15 protein-coding genes are annotated in these 18,414 nt (G+C 66.2%); 11 read left to right on the top strand and 4 right to left on the bottom strand.

Translation table 11 applies throughout. From position 1 onward, the window contains the following. Window positions 1-17: 17 nt before the first annotated feature. Window positions 18-1,166, bottom strand: coding sequence for a glycosyltransferase family 1 protein (locus HB677_RS03975; RefSeq protein WP_213814375.1), 1,149 nt, complete (start codon window positions 1,164-1,166; stop codon window positions 18-20). A 151-nt stretch (window positions 1,167-1,317) separates the two neighbouring features. On the opposite strand from HB677_RS03975, the gene rfbA reads away from it, so the two are divergent. From rfbA to HB677_RS03940, 7 genes are all read left to right on the top strand, one after another. After that, window positions 1,318-2,178, top strand: coding sequence for a glucose-1-phosphate thymidylyltransferase RfbA (rfbA, locus tag HB677_RS03970; RefSeq protein ID WP_213814374.1), 861 nt, complete (start codon window positions 1,318-1,320; stop codon window positions 2,176-2,178). 28 nt (window positions 2,179-2,206) lie between these two features. Next, a complete protein-coding gene (locus HB677_RS03965) occupies window positions 2,207-3,403 on the top strand; it encodes a CDP-glycerol glycerophosphotransferase family protein (RefSeq protein ID WP_213814373.1) in 1,197 nt (398 codons plus the stop codon). A gap of 150 nt (window positions 3,404-3,553) precedes the next feature. Beyond that, window positions 3,554-5,101: a sodium:solute symporter family protein gene (locus HB677_RS03960; protein ID WP_213814372.1), complete on the top strand. Its 1,548-nt coding sequence runs from the start codon at window positions 3,554-3,556 to the stop codon at window positions 5,099-5,101. Continuing rightward, complete coding sequence (locus HB677_RS03955) at window positions 5,098-6,366, top strand: AGE family epimerase/isomerase (protein WP_213814371.1); 1,269 nt, start codon at window positions 5,098-5,100, stop codon at window positions 6,364-6,366. The genes HB677_RS03960 and HB677_RS03955 overlap by 4 nt, the downstream gene beginning before the upstream one ends. Beyond that, on the top strand, window positions 6,363-7,115 hold the full coding sequence (locus HB677_RS03950; protein WP_213814370.1) for a 6-phosphogluconolactonase: 753 nt from the start codon (window positions 6,363-6,365) through the stop codon (window positions 7,113-7,115). Before HB677_RS03955 ends, HB677_RS03950 begins: the two co-directional genes overlap by 4 nt. Further along, entirely contained in the window at window positions 7,115-8,284 is a 1,170-nt protein-coding gene (locus tag HB677_RS03945; protein WP_255546206.1) for an N-acetylglucosamine-6-phosphate deacetylase, read from the top strand. Before HB677_RS03950 ends, HB677_RS03945 begins: the two co-directional genes overlap by 1 nt. Continuing rightward, window positions 8,281-9,291 (top strand): LacI family DNA-binding transcriptional regulator, encoded by a 1,011-nt coding sequence (locus HB677_RS03940; protein ID WP_213814368.1) that lies wholly within the window; start codon window positions 8,281-8,283, stop codon window positions 9,289-9,291. The genes HB677_RS03945 and HB677_RS03940 overlap by 4 nt, the downstream gene beginning before the upstream one ends. 37 nt (window positions 9,292-9,328) lie before the next feature. On the opposite strand, the gene HB677_RS03935 is transcribed toward HB677_RS03940, so the two are convergent. Further along, window positions 9,329-10,669 (bottom strand): Gfo/Idh/MocA family oxidoreductase, encoded by a 1,341-nt coding sequence (locus HB677_RS03935; RefSeq protein WP_213814367.1) that lies wholly within the window; start codon window positions 10,667-10,669, stop codon window positions 9,329-9,331. 88 nt (window positions 10,670-10,757) lie between these two features. Between HB677_RS03935 and HB677_RS03930 the strand changes: the two genes are divergently transcribed. After that, entirely contained in the window at window positions 10,758-11,735 is a 978-nt protein-coding gene (locus HB677_RS03930; protein ID WP_213814366.1) for a lysylphosphatidylglycerol synthase transmembrane domain-containing protein, read from the top strand. Window positions 11,736-11,832: 97 nt separating this feature from the next. Further along, window positions 11,833-13,734 (top strand): hypothetical protein, encoded by a 1,902-nt coding sequence (locus HB677_RS03925; protein ID WP_213814365.1) that lies wholly within the window; start codon window positions 11,833-11,835, stop codon window positions 13,732-13,734. A gap of 13 nt (window positions 13,735-13,747) precedes the next feature. On the opposite strand, the gene HB677_RS03920 is transcribed toward HB677_RS03925, so the two are convergent. Next, window positions 13,748-14,947, bottom strand: a complete 1,200-nt coding sequence (locus HB677_RS03920; RefSeq protein ID WP_213814364.1) for a glycosyltransferase — start codon at window positions 14,945-14,947, stop codon at window positions 13,748-13,750. A 151-nt stretch (window positions 14,948-15,098) separates the two neighbouring features. Here HB677_RS03920 and HB677_RS03915 point away from each other — a divergent pair, with 151 nt between their 5' ends. Next, window positions 15,099-16,325 (top strand): polysaccharide pyruvyl transferase family protein, encoded by a 1,227-nt coding sequence (locus HB677_RS03915; protein WP_213814363.1) that lies wholly within the window; start codon window positions 15,099-15,101, stop codon window positions 16,323-16,325. Beyond that, on the top strand, window positions 16,322-17,554 hold the full coding sequence (locus HB677_RS03910) for a glycosyltransferase (RefSeq protein ID WP_213814362.1): 1,233 nt from the start codon (window positions 16,322-16,324) through the stop codon (window positions 17,552-17,554). Before HB677_RS03915 ends, HB677_RS03910 begins: the two co-directional genes overlap by 4 nt. A 12-nt stretch (window positions 17,555-17,566) precedes the next feature. Here HB677_RS03910 and HB677_RS03905 read toward each other — a convergent pair whose 3' ends face one another. Beyond that, window positions 17,567-18,409 (bottom strand): glycosyltransferase family 2 protein, encoded by an 843-nt coding sequence (locus tag HB677_RS03905; protein ID WP_213814361.1) that lies wholly within the window; start codon window positions 18,407-18,409, stop codon window positions 17,567-17,569. Window positions 18,410-18,414: the final 5 nt, after the last annotated feature.

The raw sequence follows: 18,414 nt of genomic DNA, 5'->3' as shown, positions 1-18,414 counted from the left end.
ACCACACCCGCACCGACCTACAGGTCAGCGTGCAGCTGCCACACTTTTTCGGCGGAGGACCGCCAGCTGAACGCACCGGCGCGATCGATACCCAGGTACTTCAGTCGCTCCGCACGCTCCGGATCGCCCAGCACCGTCGCGATTCCCGCGGCGAGGCGTTCGGAATAGCCGGCGGTGTCGCCGGTGTCGCCGATCTGCACCGTGACGCCGGCATCCGCCGCCACTTCCATGACCGCGGGCACGTCGGAGTGCACGACCGGGGTTCCGAGGCTCATGGCCTCGAGCACCGGGAGACCGAAACCCTCGGCGAGGCTCGGGAAAACAAACACGGTGGCGCGGCTCAGGACGACGGCGAGGTCTTCGTCGGTGAGACGACCGAGTGGACGCACGCGGCCCTCGGCCAGACCGGCGGCCGCGGCCACGGACGCGACGTTCACGTCACCCCAGCCGGACGGACCGACCACGAGCAGCGGCAGCCCGTCGGTGTCCTCCGATGCCAACGCGCGGATGAGCGGGTCGAGGCCCTTGCGGGGTTCGAGCGTCCCGACGGTGAGAAGGTACCGCTCGGGCAGGTTCATGGCCGAGGCACGTTCGTCCGAGTCATCCGGCACCACAAGCTGTGTACTGACGGCCCCGCCGATCACGCGCACGCGCGAGCCCAGGTCGAGGATCTCGCCCAGCTCCGCGGCAACCGCGTGAGTCGGGACAACGATGGCGTCGGCGTACTTCGCGGCACGGGCGGCCATGGCGCGATGCCAGCTGACGCCACGCGGGGTGAGGGTTTCGGGATGCGTCCACGGCACGGCGTCGTGAATGGTGACCGCCGTCTGGTTGCCGGCGGCATTGCCCTTTTCGTGACGGTAGAGGGGAGCGAGCAGGCTCATGGCGTGCACCATGCCCTTGCCGGGAAGGAGAGTGAGGCCGAACTGCCAGGCGAGCGAGAGCTCGCGACGGCCGAGGGGAGACCGGTACACGCGCGAAAGTCCCGGGAGCACGGCATCGATGTGTGCGTACTCCGCCTCGGTGGCCGAGGAGACGATGCCTTCGACCGCGACGCCGGGGGGAGCCGTCAGGATGATCTGCCGGGTCAACTCTTCTGCGTAGCGACCCACACCACCGGGCACGGGAGCGATGATCTGATCGATGACCACGCGCAGGGTTGTCATTAAACTCCTACGGATTTACGTGACGATGAACCTCTGTGCACTCTAACAGGTACGACAATTCGTCTTCTTTGTGCGCGCTGGGCGTCCCACAACGGGGGCGCCGGCGCCCGCAATGCGGGCCACATCCCGCTCAGGCCCTAGGCTCGCTGTCATGAAGGGCATTATTCTCGCCGGCGGCTCAGGCACGCGGCTGCACCCCATTACCAAAGGCATTTCGAAGCAGCTCGTGCCCGTGTACGACAAGCCGATGATCTACTACCCCCTGTCCACGCTCATGGCGGCGGGCATCCGGGAGATCCTGATCATCACCACGCCCGACGACGCCTTCGGCTTCCGCCGGCTCCTCGGCGACGGCAGCGACATCGGAATCTCGATCTCGTACGCCACACAGGACACCCCGAACGGCCTCGCCCAGGCGTTCGTGATCGGTGCGGACTTCATCGGTGATGACCGCGTTGCTCTCGTGCTCGGCGACAACATCTTCCACGGCACAGAGCTGGGCACCAGTCTCGCCGCCCATAAGGAAATCGACGGAGCACTCGTCTTCGCCTACCAGGTGGCAAACCCGACCGCGTATGGCGTTGTCGACTTCGCCCCCGACGGTCGTGTGCTCAGCATCGAGGAGAAGCCGACCCACCCGAAGAGCAGCTTCGCGGTGCCCGGCCTCTACTTCTACGACAACTCCGTGGTCGAGATCGCCCGCAACATCAAGATGAGTGCGCGCGGCGAATACGAGATCAGCGACGTTAACGCCGCGTACCTCGAGCAGGGCAAGCTCCGCGTCGAGGTTCTCAGTCGCGGAACCGCGTGGCTCGACACCGGCACGATCGACTCGATGGCGCAGGCGACCGAGTACGTGCGTGTGATCGAAGCCCGCCAGGGCTACAAGATCGGCTGCATCGAGGAAGCCGCCTACGAGCAGGGCTGGATCAGCGACGACCAGCTGCGCGCGCTCGCCGACTCCCTCGCCAAGAGTGGGTACGGCGAATACCTGCGCGCCCTGCTCCCATAACGCGGACGGCGACCGAGGTATTGGGCCGATGAAGATCCCCTTCACCCACAAAGAAGTCAGTGTCGGGCAGCTGTTCAGCAAGTACCTGTTCCCGATGGTGGCGTCCACCTTCGTCGAGTTCACGGCGCTGACGCCGTGGCGCCGTGACAACGGCGCCATCGTGCTGTTCGGGCACGACCTCAACGGCAATCTTGCGGCCTTCGACACCTACCTTCGCGGGCTTCCGGATGCCCCGCGGGTGCTGTTTATGACTGACAGCGCGCAGACCTACCGCCGTGAGCGTGCCGCGGGCCGTGGCATCCTCTATTCCGCCCGCGTCGGCGACCTCTACCGGGCCGCGCGTGCCGACGTCATCGTCACCTCGCACGGGCCCATCAACCTGTTCCGCTGGCCGAAGCGTCGCCATCGCCCGCTGTTCGTCGACGTGTGGCACGGCGTCGGGTACAAGACCGATCCGAAGACTCTCGCCTCGATGACCGCGTACGACGGGCACTTCGTCGCCTCGCCCCTGCTGCGCGACCTGCACATCGGATTCGGGCTGCCCGCTGAGCTCAACACGATCACCGGCTACGCCCGTACCGACGAGCTGGCGACACTCGAGCTGACGCCGGCGCTGCGGTCGGGGATCCTCCGCGATTACGGCCTCGACCCGGCAGAGAAGCGCACCCTCGTGCTGTATGCCCCCACCTGGAATCACCTGGCCGCGCGGGATATTTTTCCATTCGGGATGACCCCCGAGCAGTTTCTTGCCCCGCTCGACGCCCTCGCGGCGGAGATCGGAGTGCTGTTCCTCGTGCGGCTGCACCTGAACACCGTGCTCGAGCTGGACGAGAGCGCGTACGCGAACGTGCGGTTTGTGTCGGCCCGGCTGTATCCGGCGACGGAGCCGCTGCTGAAGGTCGCGGACGTGCTGTTCACCGACTGGTCATCGATTGTCTCGGAGTACCTCGCGGTGCACCGCCCCATCATCTTCATCGACAAGCCCACCCCGTTCGACGGAGAGGTGCAGCCGCTGTCCCGGGAGGACCGACCCGGCGCGATCGTCGCGTCCTTCGAGGATCTGACGACTGCTCTGACGCTGGCGGCCACCGACCCTGCCGGGTATCTCGAGCAGTACGGCGACCTCATCGACGCCACCACGGAGCGCGCCTGGGGCGGAACGCTCGACGGCCACAGCGCAGAACGATACCTCCGACAGATCGAGACGCTGCGAGCCGCGAAATAGCGGTCGTCTCCCGCCCGCCGAAACACACTCGTAACGATTTGTTTACGGCGGTCGCCGAAAACACGTCTTTTTGCAAACGTTTGCACGACACAGTGGAGCCGTTCGTTCGACACCGCCTCCCTGTCCGTTCCACCATCCGATTGGAACCAAGTGCATTCTCTTGATTGGGTCGTCATCGGCCTCTACTTCCTCGTCATGGTCGCGATTGGATGGTGGGCAAAGCGCCGCGTCCACACCGCCGCCGACTTCTTCACCGCCGGCGGAAAGATGCCGTGGTGGCTTGCCGGTATCTCGCACCACATGTCCGGATACTCCGCAGCGGTGTTCGTCGGCTATGCCGCAATCGCCTACACGACGGGCTTCGCCGTGTATATCTGGTGGGCCATCAGCATCACCATCGCGTGCGTCATCGGCTCGTTCGTGTTCGCCCCGCGCTGGCCACGCCTGCGCCAGCGACTCGGCATCATCTCGCCGCTGGAATTCCTCAGCACGCGCTACAACGTGCCGACCCAGCAGGTGCTTGCGTGGTCGGGAACGGTCCTCAAGATCTTTGACGTCGCCGCTAAGTGGGCTGCCTCGGCGATTCTGCTGCAGGTGTTCGCGGGAGTGCCTCTCAGCGTCGGCATCCTGCTGGTCGGTGGCGTCACCCTGATCTACTCCACGATCGGTGGACTGTGGGCCGACGCCCTGACCGACATGGGACAGTTCATCATCCAGTTCGTCGCGGCGATCGCGCTGGTAATTGCGACGATGGCGAGCCTCGGTGGGGTCTCGTCCATCTCCACGATCTGGGAGCGCCTGCCTGCCTCGCACTCCAGCCCGTTCGCCGGCGACTACACGGTCTGGTTCTTCCTCGCGTACATCCTGATCAACACCGTCTCGTACAACGGTGGAACGTGGAACCTCGCACAGCGGTTCATCGCGGCTCCCACCGGGTCATCCGCCCGTAAATCCCTGCTCCTGTCGGCCGGCCTGTTCCTCGTCTGGCCGCTCGTGCTGTTCTTCCCGATGTGGGCGGCGCCGCTGATCTTGCCGGACCTCGCGGATCCCAGCCAGTCGTACGCGCTCCTGGCGAAGACCCTGCTGCCGGCCGGGCTGATCGGTCTCGTGCTCGCGGGAATGTTCTCGCACACCATGGCGATGACGTCCTCCGACGCCAACGCGATCTCGTCGGTTGTCGTGCGCGACATCATCCCCGCGCTGCGGGGATCGCGGGCGCCGCTGACCTCCCGTCGCGAGCTCTTCATCGGACGTCTCGCGACGTTCCTGTTTATCGGACTGTCGATGGCACTCGCCCTGAACGCGAGTTCGTTTGGCGGGGTGCTCGGGCTGCTCATTCTGTGGTTCGGTGCTCTCGTGGGCCCCATCGCCATCCCGATGCTGCTGGGAATGCTCAAGCCGTTCCGGCGCTCGGGTCCGTCGGCCGCGCTGTCGTCGTGGGTCGTCGGGCTGCTGGTGTTCGCCACCATCAAGTACGTCATCCCGACGCAGATCGCCGATCTCGGCACCGCGACGGCGCAGACCGTCAGCGTGGTCTCACCCATCCTCGCGTCGATCGTGGTGTACGTGGTCGTCGGGTGGGTCCACCCGTGGCGCAACGAGACATCCGATGCTCTCGTCGCTTCGCTGGATTCCGATCTTGTCGAACAGATCGCCGCACCCACGGCCTCGAAGCTCGCCTCAGAGCCGGTCGCGTGACCGTCACAACAGTGACCGCCAGGGGTGCGCTCTATCGGGAGGAACTTCTCGATCGGGTGCTCCCCTGGTGGGAGGCAAACGCGGTGGACCCGTCGGGTGGAGTGTTCACCTGCTTCTCCAACGATGGGCGCCTGGTGTCGAGGGACAAGTACACCTGGTCGCAGGGCCGGTGGGCATGGTTGTGCGCACAGCTGGGGGAGGGCGCCGACGCGGGCGTGCTCGCGCTCGACGCTCCGCTTTGGCGGGCTCGGGCGCGGGCCACGGCACGCCATCTCGGGCTCAGCCTGACCACTGACGGAACCGAGGTCGCCTTCCTCACTGACCAGTCGGGCGGGCATCTCGCGGCAAACGAGGAGGGCGAGGTCGCTGTCAGCGTGTACGCCGACCTGTTCGCCGCGCTGGGATTCGTTGCCGCGGCCGAGACGGCGGACGACGAGGACCGCGCCGCCTGGAGGGCCGCAGCCCATCGCTTGCTCGATTCGGCCGCCGTGCGGGTGCGGGACGGTTCGGCGCGATCGGAGCCCTATCCCGTGCCGACCGGATTTACCGACCTCGGCCGCACCATGCTGCTCATGAGTGTGGCAACGGAGGTCCACCGCTACACCGGTTCGGCGGAGAGCCTCGCAGTCGTCGAGGAAACGATGACGCGCATCGTCGCACCGGGCGGACAGTGGAGCGCGGAGCGTCGGTGGGAATTCAAACCGGATGACCCGGCAGGCGCCACTGCCGACAGCATGCTCGCCAACCACATCAATCCGGGGCACATCCTCGAACTCGCCTGGATGCTCCTCGACGCCGCAGACGTCAGTGCCACGACGGCGAACCTCCTTCCGGACTGGCTTCCCGCAGTGGTTCTCGAGACGCTCGACCGCGGCTGGGATCATGAGCGGGGCGGACTGTTCCGTTTCGTCGACCATCGTGGGGGTGCGCCGTCCGGGCGTCGCCTCGGCGGGAGCGCCTACGAACTGCTCGTGGACGAGACGTGGGACACCAAGCTGTGGTGGGTCCACATTGAGGCGCTGCTTGCCTGCGAGATCTTCGCTGCCCGCAGCGACGATCCCGCGTTCGCCGTCTGGGCCGACCGGCTCGCCACGTACACCTTCTCCACCTTTCCCGACCCGGCGGGCACCGAGTGGATCCAGATTCGCGATCGCGCGGGAGCCCCGCTCGACCGTGTGGTCGCCCTCCCGGTCAAAGACCCCTTCCATATTCCGCGTGCGCTGATCCGCATGATCGGGCTCCTCGAAAGGACCCCAGCACTATGACGACCACCACGTTCGCACCCGACCTTCTCGTCCACGCCGATGCCGAAGCGCTCGGCAGGGCCGCCGCCGCGGAAGCGGGAGCCGTCCTCCGCTCCGCGCTCGCCCGCGCACACGTGGTGCGGCTGATGCTGGCCGCGGCACCCAGCCAGGAACCCACCCTGCGCTGGCTGGCCGCCGAAGACGGGATCGACTGGAGCCGGATCGAGTCCTTCCACATGGACGACTACATTGGGCTGAACGCCGACGCTCCGCAGGGCTTCGGCAACTGGCTGCTGCGCAACTTCTTCCGGCGGCTGCCCGCCACCACCTTCCACCGCATCGACACAGCAAACGAACCCGAAAACGAGGCCACCCGATATGGACAGGTCATGGGTGACGCGCCATTTGATCTCGTTCTGCTCGGGCTCGGCGTCAACGGGCACCTCGCCTTCAACGATCCTCCCGCCGAGTTCGCCAGCATCGACAGAGCCCGGGTCGTGGAACTCGACATGGTGAGTCGCCAGCAGCAGGTCGACGAAGGCCACTTCCCGAGCGCGGCCGCCGTCCCGTCCACGGCGATCACTGTCACCATCAGTCGGCTGCTCAACGCACAGCGGATCATCGGATCGATTCCCGGCACCGCCAAGAAGCAGGCAGTGTGGAACACCCTCCACGAACCCATCGGCGCGATTCATCCCGGCACCGCACTGCGCACCCATCCCGCGGTCTCCCTCCACGTCGACCTCGCCTCCGCCCCGGAGAACGCGTGATGACTCCCGATGGCAAGACGACGCTGGAGGGAATGGATGCCTCGGGCGAGAGTCTTCTGGCGGTGACCTACCGTGACGGGGCGATCCTGTCGGTCACTTCGCGCGAGCGTCCGCCCGGATCCGCGGCATTCCCGGTGATTTCCGCTGGATTCATCGATGCCCAGGTCAACGGATTCGACGGCCTGGACGTCAACGCGTCCGAGCCCACCGCAGACACCATCATCCGCCTCACCCACCGTCTTGCGGGGATCGGGGTGACGACCTGGACACCGACGATCGTGACCGCGGACGAGGGTGCGATCATCGCCCGTCTTGTGGCCATCGCCGAGGCACGCCGACAGGATCCGGCAACCGCGCGAGCGATCCCGGATGTGCACCTCGAGGGGCCGTTCCTGTCCGACCAGGAAGGTGCGCGCGGCGTGCACGACGCGACCGTGATGCGGCCCATCGATGCAGCCGAGGTGGACCGATGGCTGGCCACCGGGGCGCCGGTCGGCATCATTACCGTCTCACCGCACACCGATGATGCGCCCGGCCAGATCGCCGGCATCGTCGCTCTCGGCGTTCGGGTCGCCATCGGACACACGCACGCGACGCCCGATCAGATCACGGCGGCCGTCGACGCGGGTGCCACCCTCTCCACGCATCTCGGGAACGGCATCGCGGGGGTGCTGCCGCGTCATCCGAACGCGCTGTGGACCCAGCTGGCGGATGACCGGCTGACCGCGGGTTTCATCGGAGATGGCCACCACCTCCCTCTTGACACCATCGAAGTGTTTTTACGGGCCAAGACCACCGCGCGGGCCTACCTCGTCTCCGACAGCACCGACATCGCCGGCCGGGCGGCCGGACGCTATGCCTCTAGCGTTGGCGGACACGTCGAGTTGAGCGCGGACGGTCGCCTCGCCTACCCCGGCACGGGGTATCTCGCCGGATCGGGGGTGGATCTGCCACGTGCCCTTCGCACCGTGCTCGGCGGCACCTCGCTGTCCCTTGCTGACGCGCTGACCCTGGTCACCACCACACCCGCCGGTGTGCTTCCCCACGCGCGTACCGGCCTCGGCTCCCTCGATGTCGGAGCTCCCGCTGATCTGGTGCTGCTTGACCCCGAGAGCGCTGCCGTGATCCGGGTCATCCAGGGAGGCCAGGTCGTGGGTCCGGCCGGATGAGGCGTCCCGACCCGTCCGGCCGCCCGACGATCGTCAAGATCGCCGCCGCGCTGGACATCTCCCCGTCGACGGTGTCGCGCGCGTTCACCCGGCCAGAGCTGCTTCACCCCGACACGGTAGCGGCGGTCAAAGCCCATGCCCTCGAGGTCGGCTATGTTCCCAACCAGCTGGCGCGCGGGCTGGTGTCCGGGCGGGCGAATGCCATTGGGATCGTCCTGCCCGACATCGCGAACCCGTTTTTCCCACCCCTGATCCGATCCATTCAGCACACCGCGCACGAGTCGGGGCTTTCGGTGTTTATCGCAGACTCCGCGGATGATGCGGGGCGCGAGCAGGAGTTGATCCATGATCTCGGGCCCCAGGTACACGGCATCATCAACATCTCATCGCGAATGGCCAGCCGCGATCTGCAGCGGCTCGCCGAATCCCACAACATCGTGCTGATCAACCGAGACATCGCCGACATGAGTCGTGTTCTCGTCGACACCGCGCCGGCGATCGCCCAGGCCGTCGAGCAGCTGACGGCCCTCGGGCACCATCATCTCGCGTATGTTGGCGGGCCGAAGGCGTCGTGGTCGAACGCGTCGCGCTCCAAGGCGGTGATCGACGCGGGTCGCCGTCACGGCGTCATCGTGGACACCTATGACACCCGTCTCGGAAGCTATGACGAAGCGTGGGAAGCAACCCACGCGTTGGTGGCGACCGGTGCGACAGCGGCAATCGCGTTCGACGATGTCATGGCGCACGGTCTGCTGAACGGCTTCGCGGCACGGGGCGTTCGCACGCCGGAGGACATCAGCATCGTCGGCTGCGACGACACCCTCGCGACCAAGACCCAGCCCGAGCTGACCACCATCGCGGCGAACCTCGACGAAACTGCCCGGACGGCGACCAACATCCTTCTCGCACACCGCGGCCGCAGCCGGGTTGCCGCTACTCGCGGAGTGCAGACTGCCCAGCTGCTGCCCGGCGGCAGCGTCGGACCCGCGACGGCAGTGGCGAGGTAGTTCCTCTCCGCGGCTGCGGCTGCGCGAGGGCGCCGGCTCAGGCCGGGCGCGACCGCTCGATCATGTCGGCAATGAAGACCGATTCGGCGGCGGTCAGTTTGTAGGTCTCGGTGTCGCCGCCAGCGATCATGGTGCTGAACTCGGCGATCTCGTAGCGCAGGCCGTCGCCGTCGAAGCGGTAGAAGTACTTCTTGTTGTCCGCGGGGTTCTCGTACCGCACCTCGAAGTACTCGGTCTTCCACCAGGGAGACGGCACGTAGATGTACCCGGACGTGCCCCCGATCACGAGGTCGCCCTCGGACTTCACGCCGAGTCCCACCCGCACGGACGCGAGGGCGTGTTCGAAGCGGAGGTTGATCTTGGTGAAGACGTCGACGTCGTAGCCGTCGGCGAACAGGGATTGGGCGGATACCTCGAGCGGGGCGGTGCCGAGGAGCTTGGCAACCGCGAGCAGCGGGTAGCTGGCGAGCTCGGTGACGCTGCCACCGTCGGAAGCGGCGTCCAGCTCGCGCAGCTCGCCACTGGACAGCTTGGTGAACGTCGCCTCGACGTTGCGGATGTTGCCGATGAGGCCGCTGCGCGCGATGGCCACGAGCCGAATGAATCCGGGGGAGTAGGCGGTCTTGATCGCCTCGAGCAGAACGAGGCCGTTGTCGCTGGCCAGCGCAGTCAGCTCGCGCACCTCGGCGGCGGTGAGTGACAGCGGCTTCTCCGCGAGAACGTGCTTGCCTGCCGTCAGCGCGCGGCGCACCTGGTCGGCATGGAACTGGTGCGGGCTGGCGATGTAGACCGCGTCGACGCGGGAGAGAAACTCGTCGTAGTCGGTGGTGGAGAACGACAACTCGTGACGCGCCGCGAAGGCCTCGACGGAGGCGGGGGTCACGCCGTATACGCCGGGGATGTCCACCCCGCTGACGAACTTCGACTCCGGAACGAACCGGTTGGCGATCCGCCCGGTGCCGACGACGCCGAGCCCGAGGATGCCCGCGCTCCTGGCGCGCAGCTCCGTGCTGGACACGCCGGTGGTGCGCTCGAGGTAGACGACCTCGCAGTAATCCTTAAGGAAGTCGAACTTGCCCAGCCAGTCGGACCCGATGGCGAAGATGTCGGCGCCATATTTCTGGATGTCCGTGACCTTTTGGCCCTCGTACTCCTCGATGATGATCTCGTCGACCAGGCCGCTGCCCCGCACGTTCTCGATGCGCTCCATCAGACTCTGGTGGATGTTGAGCTTGCCGCGGGAGTCGTCGTAGTTCTCCGTGGTGACACCGACGATCAACCTGTCACCGAGCTCCCGAGCCCGCTCGAGCAGGCGGCGGTGCCCCTCATGGAACAAATCGAAGGTGCCATACGTGATGACTGTCGCGTGGGTTGCCATAGGCAGCCCAGTGTACTTCGCACGGGGGTTTAGGGTTGAATCTGGTCTGCCCGCTCCCGGACGACCTGCAAGCAAGAGGATGCGCTACGTGAAACGGGTACTGAAGACTGGCGTGCCCATCGCCTTTTACGTATTGCTCATCGCATTCCTGGTCTACTACGTCAGCCAGATCGAGTGGAGCACGCTCGCGAACATCCAGTTCGACTGGTGGTTCTTCATCGTGGCCTGCGTGCTCGGCCTGACCTCGCGCTACTGGAGCGCATACATCTGGATCGTCATCCTCCGCAGCCTCGGCGCGAAGCAGGCCGTCTACCAACCCGTGCTGATCTACGTCTATGCCAAGTCCTGGCTCGGCCGGTACATCCCGGGCACCGCTCCCTGGATCCTCGGCAAGATCTTCTTCGCCTCGAAGCAGGGCATCTCCAAGAACAAGCTCGCCGTCAGCTCCCTGCTGGAGGCGGCACTGCAGATCGTGGTGCAGCTGGCGCTGTCCATCGCGTTGCTGCTCTTCGATCCCCGCATCGACCTGATTCCCGAGCAATACCGGTTCATAAAATGGTTGATGGTGTTGGTATTGATCGGATGCATCGTGGCGATCATTCCTCCCGTCTTCAACCGTCTCATGGGGCTCGCCTACAAGCTCCTGCGCCGTGGCACCTTTGAGCGCGAGCACCACGCCACCTGGCGCACGATCTCGTCCGGGGCGGGGCTGTACCTGGTCGGATCGATCATCAACGGGCTGTCACTGTTCTTCATCGCGAAGACCGTCGTGCCCGATCTGCCCTACTCCACCGTCTTCTACGTCATGGGCGTTGGCACCCTCGCCGGTGTCGCGGGCATGCTCATCGTGTTCGCACCGGGTGGACTCGGCGTGCGGGAGATCGTGCAGGCACCGCTGCTCGGAGCACTGATGCCCGCGGCAGTTGCGGCAGTGGTCGTCGTCATCTCGCGCCTCTGGAGCGTGCTGATGGACCTCCTGTTCTTCGCCGCCGCGTGGTCCGCCCTGCGAATCCGTGGCGAGAAGGAGCCCGAGCTCGTCGGCCCACCTGAGCCCCAGGCCGAGTAACCCGCGCGCCGACGGCCAGCCCGACGACGGTCGCCCGCCTCGCGCCCCGACGGCCAGCCCGACCGGAGCCCGCAACCTCCACTGGCATAATTGGCGCGTGCCTCGACCGACTCAAGTTTCTCCGCGCCCGTTTTCGGCACGCGGCTTTCTCGCGTCGACGCGAACCCAGTTCTGGATCCTCGTGGTTCTGTGGCTGGGTAGCTCCGCGGCGCTGATCTACGGCGCCTTCAAGCTGCGCTACTCGATGACCAACATCGACGGCATTTCCTACATGCGCATCGCCGAGCACTGGGCCGCCGGCCGCTTCGATGAGGCCGTCAACGCCTACTGGTCGCCCATGATCAGCTGGACGATGCTGCCCTTCATGGGACTCGGGGCAGACACCCAGCTCGCCTTCATGCTCGCCAGCGCGTCCTGGGCGAGCGTCGGGGTCGCCGCGGGCACCTACTTCGTCTTCCGGCAGACCAACCGCAACTTCTTCTCTGCCCTCGTCGTCGGCGTCACCGTCTGGGTGCTCTGTGCCGGCAACCTGATGAACCTCACGCCCGACCTGCTCGTCATCGCGTGGACCATGATCTTCGCCTGGGTGCTTACCGAGGTCAACGATCGCCTCGCGGTGGGCACCCGTCGCTCCCGCATCCTCGCCGGAGTGCTGCTGGGCCTCACCTGCGTGCTCGGCTACCTCATCAAGCAGTTCCTCATCCCCGTGTTCGTGGTCGTGCTCATCGGATGGCTCGCCGTCCGTTTCCTCGCCCTGCGTCGTTCGAAGCGTAGCGTTGGTACCGGACATGGCAGGCGGACGGCGGATGACCCGGGCTCCGGGACATCCGCCTCCGGCACCTATCGCCAGCGGGCGAAGCCGCTGCTCATCCTGCCCGCCGTCGCGCTGCTGACCATGATCGTGGTGGCCGCTCCCTGGGTGACGGCGCTTACGGTGAAGTACGGGTATCCGACGATCGGGTCATCGTTCTCGGTGAACACCGCCACCAAGCTCGACCCGACGGCCGGCACGACGACCGTGACGAATTCGCTCGAGCTGGCGCCCGCCGCGTCGAAGAACGCCATCTCCTACGGCGAGGACCGCACGTACCAGGTGCCGACCCCGACCAGTACGGGGACGACCGGGTCCAACGGCGCTACGACGTCCGACGCCGCCACCAAGAAGACGAGTCTCGTCGCCGGGCTCAAGTATTACGCCGGCCAGCGCGTGAAGGCCCTGCCGTTCTACCTCGACAAGATCCAGGCGATCGCGCCGTTTGCCGTGCCGATCATCGCGGCCTTCGTGATTCTGCTGGCGTTCGGCCTCATCTCACCGCGGCGCCACCGCGCGGCCGTCATCACTGCCACGATCTTCGTCGTCTACTTCACCGGCTACCTCGGGCTCACGTCCGCGGCGGGCAAGGGTGGCAACCTGCGGTACTACTGGCCGCTGCTCGCCCTGTCGACCGTGACGGCCGCCCTGCTCTGGCCGGCGCTGTGGCAGCGCGTGCGCGCGCAGGGCGGATGGTGGCGCAAGCTCGCCGCCATCGCGCTCATCGTGATCATTCCGGTGGCCGCCGTCAGCCAGCACGGCTACAACCGCGCCTATCCCTTCGCCACCGGGCAGACCTACGGCAGCTACGAGTACCTGCGGTCGACCGCGGTCAAGCCGGCCGATCAGGTCTTCGCCGAGAAGCTCGTGGCAGATGGCGTGATCAAGGAAGGCGACCGGATTGTCAGCAACCGGGTCATCCGCACCCTGATCTATTCCTGGTACATGCGCGCGCAGATCTGGGGCCGCGACATCCCGCACGACTTCACGGACCCCGCGTTCCAGAAGATCATCAAGGACGACAAGATCCAGTACTTCTTCCTCTACGAGCCGGAGTCCAGTACGACGATGGATGTCTCGGGCCTCGGTGTCGTCGAGCACACCTACACAATGCCGTACACCTGTGGAACCGAAGCGGGTAAGCCCGCCGAGGCCTGCCGCCTGTCGATCGTCAGGATCGATTACTAGACAGCTCGCCGGGTCAGCGGGTGGCGCGGTCGTCCATGATGCCGCGAATGACATCGCGGTACTGCGCGCCGATGTGGGACACCGAGTAGTCCTTGGCGCGTTGCGCGGCGGCGGCGCCGAGGCGTCCCCGCAGCGGGGCGCTCTGCAGCAGCGAATCGATCGCGGCGGCGAGGGCCTCGGCATCACCCTGCGGCACGAGCAGTGCGGTCTCACCGTGGCGCATCGCCTCGTTGATCCCCGGGATGTCGCTGGCGACGATTGCCGCTCCCATGGCGGCGGCCTCGAGAAGCACCACGGGCAGGCCCTCCTTGTCGCCCGAAGCCGCGGCAATGGACGGCACGACGAAGACCGAGCTTCTGCCCATCTCGCGCAGCACGTCGGGGCGGCCGAGCTGGCCGAGGAACGATACCCGCCACCCGCGTGACTGGCGCTCGAGCTGCTCGCGCAGCGGTCCGTCACCGATGATCGAGACCGTGCAGTCCTTCGTTGTCATGTGGCGGCGAAGGGCGTCGATCATGACGCCCATGCCCTTCTTCTCCACGAGGCGTCCCACCATCACGACGTGGTCGATCTGCGGTTCGGTCTCGGCGCGGGCGATCAGCACGTCGTCGAGCTGCACGCCCATGGGGAGCAGGTGGAGGTTCTTCGCCGGGACGCCCCAGCGGGTCAGCGTGCCGGCCATTTCGGCGTTGACGGTGGAAACACTGGCGGCGCGGCGCAGCACCCACTTCTTGACAAGGTTGATCAGCGGGTTGTTGAGCGCGTAGATGTCGCCGCCGTGCGTGGTGATGAGGGTCGGTACGCGCGGAGCCGCCACGGCGGCCACGATGCCCTGGGGGATCACCCAGTGGGCGTGGAGTGCGTCGGGGCGGGTGGAGCGCACCAGCGACCGCAGGGCGAGGCCCTGGGCAACAAGGAGGGGGAGCACCTGAAGCCAGCGCGACCGCCGGGCCTTGAGGTTGTCGAGAATGGCTCCGTCGGCCAGGTCTTCCCAGCGGGAGGGGAAGTAACGGAAACGCACGACGCGAACACCGTCGATTTCCTGGTGGAGGGGCGCCCCCGGCACACTGGGGGTGAGCACCGTGACGTCGAACTCCTCGGCTTCCTCCCGGGCGATATCCAGAACGAAGGCCGGAACACCGTCGGTCTGGGTGACCGGGAACGTGGAAGCCAGGACGATCAGGCGCTTGCGACGCTGGGGCGAATCGTTCACGATCTCGATCCGATTGACATAAGGGGAAGGCTATTTCCGCGGGAACCCACCGGGTTCCTAGTTGGGCTGCTGTTCACCTCGAGTACACCAAGACTTCTCTGCTCCTGTCGGACGTCCGGCAAGATATAGGGGAAAGAGAGAAATCACCCACATGCGCGTTTTGATTCACAATAGCGACTCTCCCGCCAACCGCGGAGATCGTGCCATCCTCGTCGGCGTCATCGAGCTCGTTCGTCGTACCTGGCCCGACGCCGAGATCTGGTCGCTGTCGCAGTACCCCGAGCGGGACGCCGAGTGGTTTGGCATTAAGTTCCTTCCGCAGTCGCCGTACAGCACCAACCCCGCGCAGTGGGTTGCCTTGTTCCGTCTCGCCCGCTCCAGCGACATCGTGCTCTGGGGCGGAGGAGAAATCCTGAAGGACTACACCAACAAACTAGGCCTGTTCTACTGGCTTATTAAGATGACACTCCTGTCAATTGCGAACCGCAACCTGGTGGGCGTCTTTCAGGGCATCGGGCCGACGACGGCCCGCATCAGCAAGTACGTCATCCGGCTCACGGTGAACCGCACGCGCGTCTTCCTGGTGCGCGACGACGAGTCCCGGCGCAAGCTCAAGGCGTGGCACGTGCGCACGCCGATCATCGCGTCCTTCGATCCCGCCGTGCTGGGTGTCCCGGTTCCCATGAACGAGTCCGTCGAGGCGCGCCTCGTAGAGTCCGGCGTCGACCCGGCGATGTTGCCCGGCGCGATCGGCTTCGGGCTGCGTCCCTGGTTCCACTACCGCCAGAGCGGCTGGCTGCCCCACCGTTTCCGTCGTGGTCGCAAGGGCGGCGTGGAACTGGATGACTCGAACGTGTCGCTCTACCGCGAACGCGCCGCGCAGCTCGCCGACGAGCTCATCGACCGCTACGACGCTCCCGTGGTCTTCTTCCCCATGCACCTCGACGAGACCGAGGGCGACGCCGCCTTCGCCGAGAGCGTCGTCCGGCTCATGCGGCATTCCGACCGCACCGCCATCGTGGCGAAGGACATCTTCTCGCCCACCGAGTACGCGGGGCTGCTCGCCGAGCTCCGCGTCTTCGTTGCCGCCCGCCTGCACTCGGCCATCGTGGCGACAACCGCCGCCGTTCCCTCCTTCGTCCTGTATTACGTGGACAAGGGGCGTCTCTACTTCGAGCAGATCGGGATGCAGCGGTACAGCGCCCCCATCGCGATGATCCTCGAGGATGGCGCGGTGGACCGGCTCGTGGCATCCGTCGACGACCTCGTGGACAACGCCGACGAGGTGCGTGCGCAGCTGAAGTCGAAGCTGGATGATATGTCACGGGGGCTGGAGAAGAACTTCGCCGAGGCCCTTGCCATACTTGGGAGACAATGACATGGCGACATCAACAATTCACTGACGCTTCTCTGAAGCGTCATGTACTTGTTGTCGCCTCCACCTTCCCATCGAGCCCGACCGATCCGGTTCCGGCGTTCGTCAAAGAATTGGTCGTCGCCACCCGTCTCGCCGACCCGGCCACGCGGATCTCGGTGCTCGCGCCGCACGACCCGCGCTCGGACACGCAGGACTTCACCCGCCACGAGTATTACGACGAGTACCGCTTTCGCTACATGTGGCCGCGCCGCTGGCAGGTGCTCGCCGGGCAGGGCGGAATTGGTCCGTCGCTGCGGCGCAACCGGTTTCTCTACCTCGTGGTGCCCTTCTTTCTCTTCTTCGAGTTCTTCGCGGTGCTGCGCCTCAACCGCATGCTGCGCCCCGATGTGATCAACGCGCACTGGATCATTCCGCAGGGGGTCGTCTGCGCGCTCGCCAACCTGTTCGCTCGCCGGAAGCTCGTGCTCACGGTGCACGGCGGCGACGTGTTCACGTTCAATCACCCGTTCGCCATCTGGCTGAAGCGCTGGGCCATGCGCCGCAGCGCCCGCATCGTCGTTAACAGCACTGTCACCCGTGACAAGGCCCGCAGCATCTATCCCGACGGCGACTACGAGGTCATCCCCATGGGCGTCGACCTCGCCGAGTTCGAGGGACGACAGACCACGGGAGACGCGCCTCTCCGGGTGCTTTTCGTCGGACGCCTCAGCGAGGAAAAGGGCGTCATCGATCTGCTCGACGCCCTCGCGATTCTGCAGGAGCGGGGCATCCCCTTCCAGGCCCGTATCGCCGGGACCGGACCCCAGGCGGCCGAGCTCGTGGCCATGGGCGACGCGACGGGTCTCGGCGACAGCGCGCAGTTCCTCGGCTGGGTGGCGCACGACCAGTTGGCAGACCATTACCACTGGGCTGACGTCTTCGTCGGACCATCCATCGCCTCCAGCACCGGATGGATCGAGGCGCTCGGTGTCGTCTTCATCGAGGCATCCGCGTCCGGTCTTCCCATTGTGACGACGGACACCGGCGGAATGCGCGACGTCGTGCTCGACCGGGAAACCGGGTTCATTGTGGAGGAGAAGTCGCCCGAGCAAATCGCCGACAGGCTCGCCCAGCTGTCCGAGGACCGTCAGTTGGGGCTGCGCCTCGGTGCCGCCGGGGTGCGGCGCGTGACGACCAACTTCTCGTGGCCGTCGATCGCCAGCCGCTACGCGGAGCTGTTCCGCGCGTAGGGAATGCGGGCTCTAGCGTCGGAAGAAGTCGCGGCGCACGAACAACGCAAACCGCAGGCCCACGCGCAGGGGAGCGAGGTACCACGCCGAGTACTTGCGCGACAGGTAACGCTCGGCGCTGCGGTGGTGCACTGCGCGCATCGCGGTTGCCTGGCGCTTGGTCGATTGACCACCGCTGTGCACGATCCGCGCGGCGGGAACGTAGATCGACTGCCACCCGCGCTTGGACAAGCGCCACCCGAGGTCGACGTCCTCGAAGTACATGAAGTAGCCCTCGTCGAAACCCGACACTTCGGCAAACGCCGCGGGACGCACGAGCACGCACGCGCCCGACAACCAGTCGACCTCGGTGTCGGTCGTCGCCGTCGCGTTGCCCTGGCGGTGGTACCGCAGCGTCCACGGATTGGTCGGCCAGATGTTGGCGAGCAGAGCGTGGCCGACGCCCGTGCGAATCGAGGGGAACGAGCGCGCCGAGGGGTAGAAAATACCGTCCTCGCCGACAATCTGGGGTCCAAACAGAGCGCCGAGCGGATGCCTCGCGGGCGCCGCCATCAGTTCGTCGAGGCTTCCCGGAGTGAACCGCACATCAGGGTTACAGATCAGGAGCCAGTCGTACTCGCGGGTCAGCGACGCGGCGAGGGCGTTCATGCCGGCGCCGTAGCCGAGATTTTCGGTGCTCGGGATGAAGGAAGCGAGTTCGGTCATCGCCGACAGGCGTTCGATCTCGCCCGCATCACGGCTGTTGTCGATGACGTGGATGTCCACGGTGTTGTCGAGGCTCGCGGCGGTCACCAGACTCTCGACGAGACCCGCGATCTCGGACGACGAGTGGTACGCGACCACCAGAATCGCCACGCTGG

It is taken from the genome of Glaciihabitans sp. dw_435 (assembly GCF_018449675.1).
GTDB lineage: Bacteria > Actinomycetota > Actinomycetes > Actinomycetales > Microbacteriaceae > Glaciihabitans.
The sequence above is the reverse complement of the archived record's forward strand: the minus strand, read 5'-3'. Positions and strand labels throughout refer to the sequence as shown.

Excerpts from the sequence above, each read along its gene's own strand:
- HB677_RS03910 (WP_213814362.1), top strand. The coding sequence starts at position 16,322 with ATGACATGGCGACATCAACAATTCACTGACGCTTCTCTGAAGCGTCAT.
- HB677_RS03975 (WP_213814375.1), bottom strand. The coding sequence starts at position 1,166 with ATGACAACCCTGCGCGTGGTCATCGATCAGATCATCGCTCCCGTGCCC.
- HB677_RS03915 (WP_213814363.1), top strand. The coding sequence starts at position 15,099 with ATGCGCGTTTTGATTCACAATAGCGACTCTCCCGCCAACCGCGGAGAT.
- rfbA (WP_213814374.1), top strand. The coding sequence starts at position 1,318 with ATGAAGGGCATTATTCTCGCCGGCGGCTCAGGCACGCGGCTGCACCCC.
- HB677_RS03945 (WP_255546206.1), top strand. The coding sequence starts at position 7,115 with ATGACTCCCGATGGCAAGACGACGCTGGAGGGAATGGATGCCTCGGGC.
- HB677_RS03965 (WP_213814373.1), top strand. The coding sequence starts at position 2,207 with ATGAAGATCCCCTTCACCCACAAAGAAGTCAGTGTCGGGCAGCTGTTC.
- HB677_RS03950 (WP_213814370.1), top strand. The coding sequence starts at position 6,363 with ATGACGACCACCACGTTCGCACCCGACCTTCTCGTCCACGCCGATGCC.
- HB677_RS03940 (WP_213814368.1), top strand. The coding sequence starts at position 8,281 with ATGAGGCGTCCCGACCCGTCCGGCCGCCCGACGATCGTCAAGATCGCC.
- HB677_RS03935 (WP_213814367.1), bottom strand. The coding sequence starts at position 10,669 with ATGGCAACCCACGCGACAGTCATCACGTATGGCACCTTCGATTTGTTC.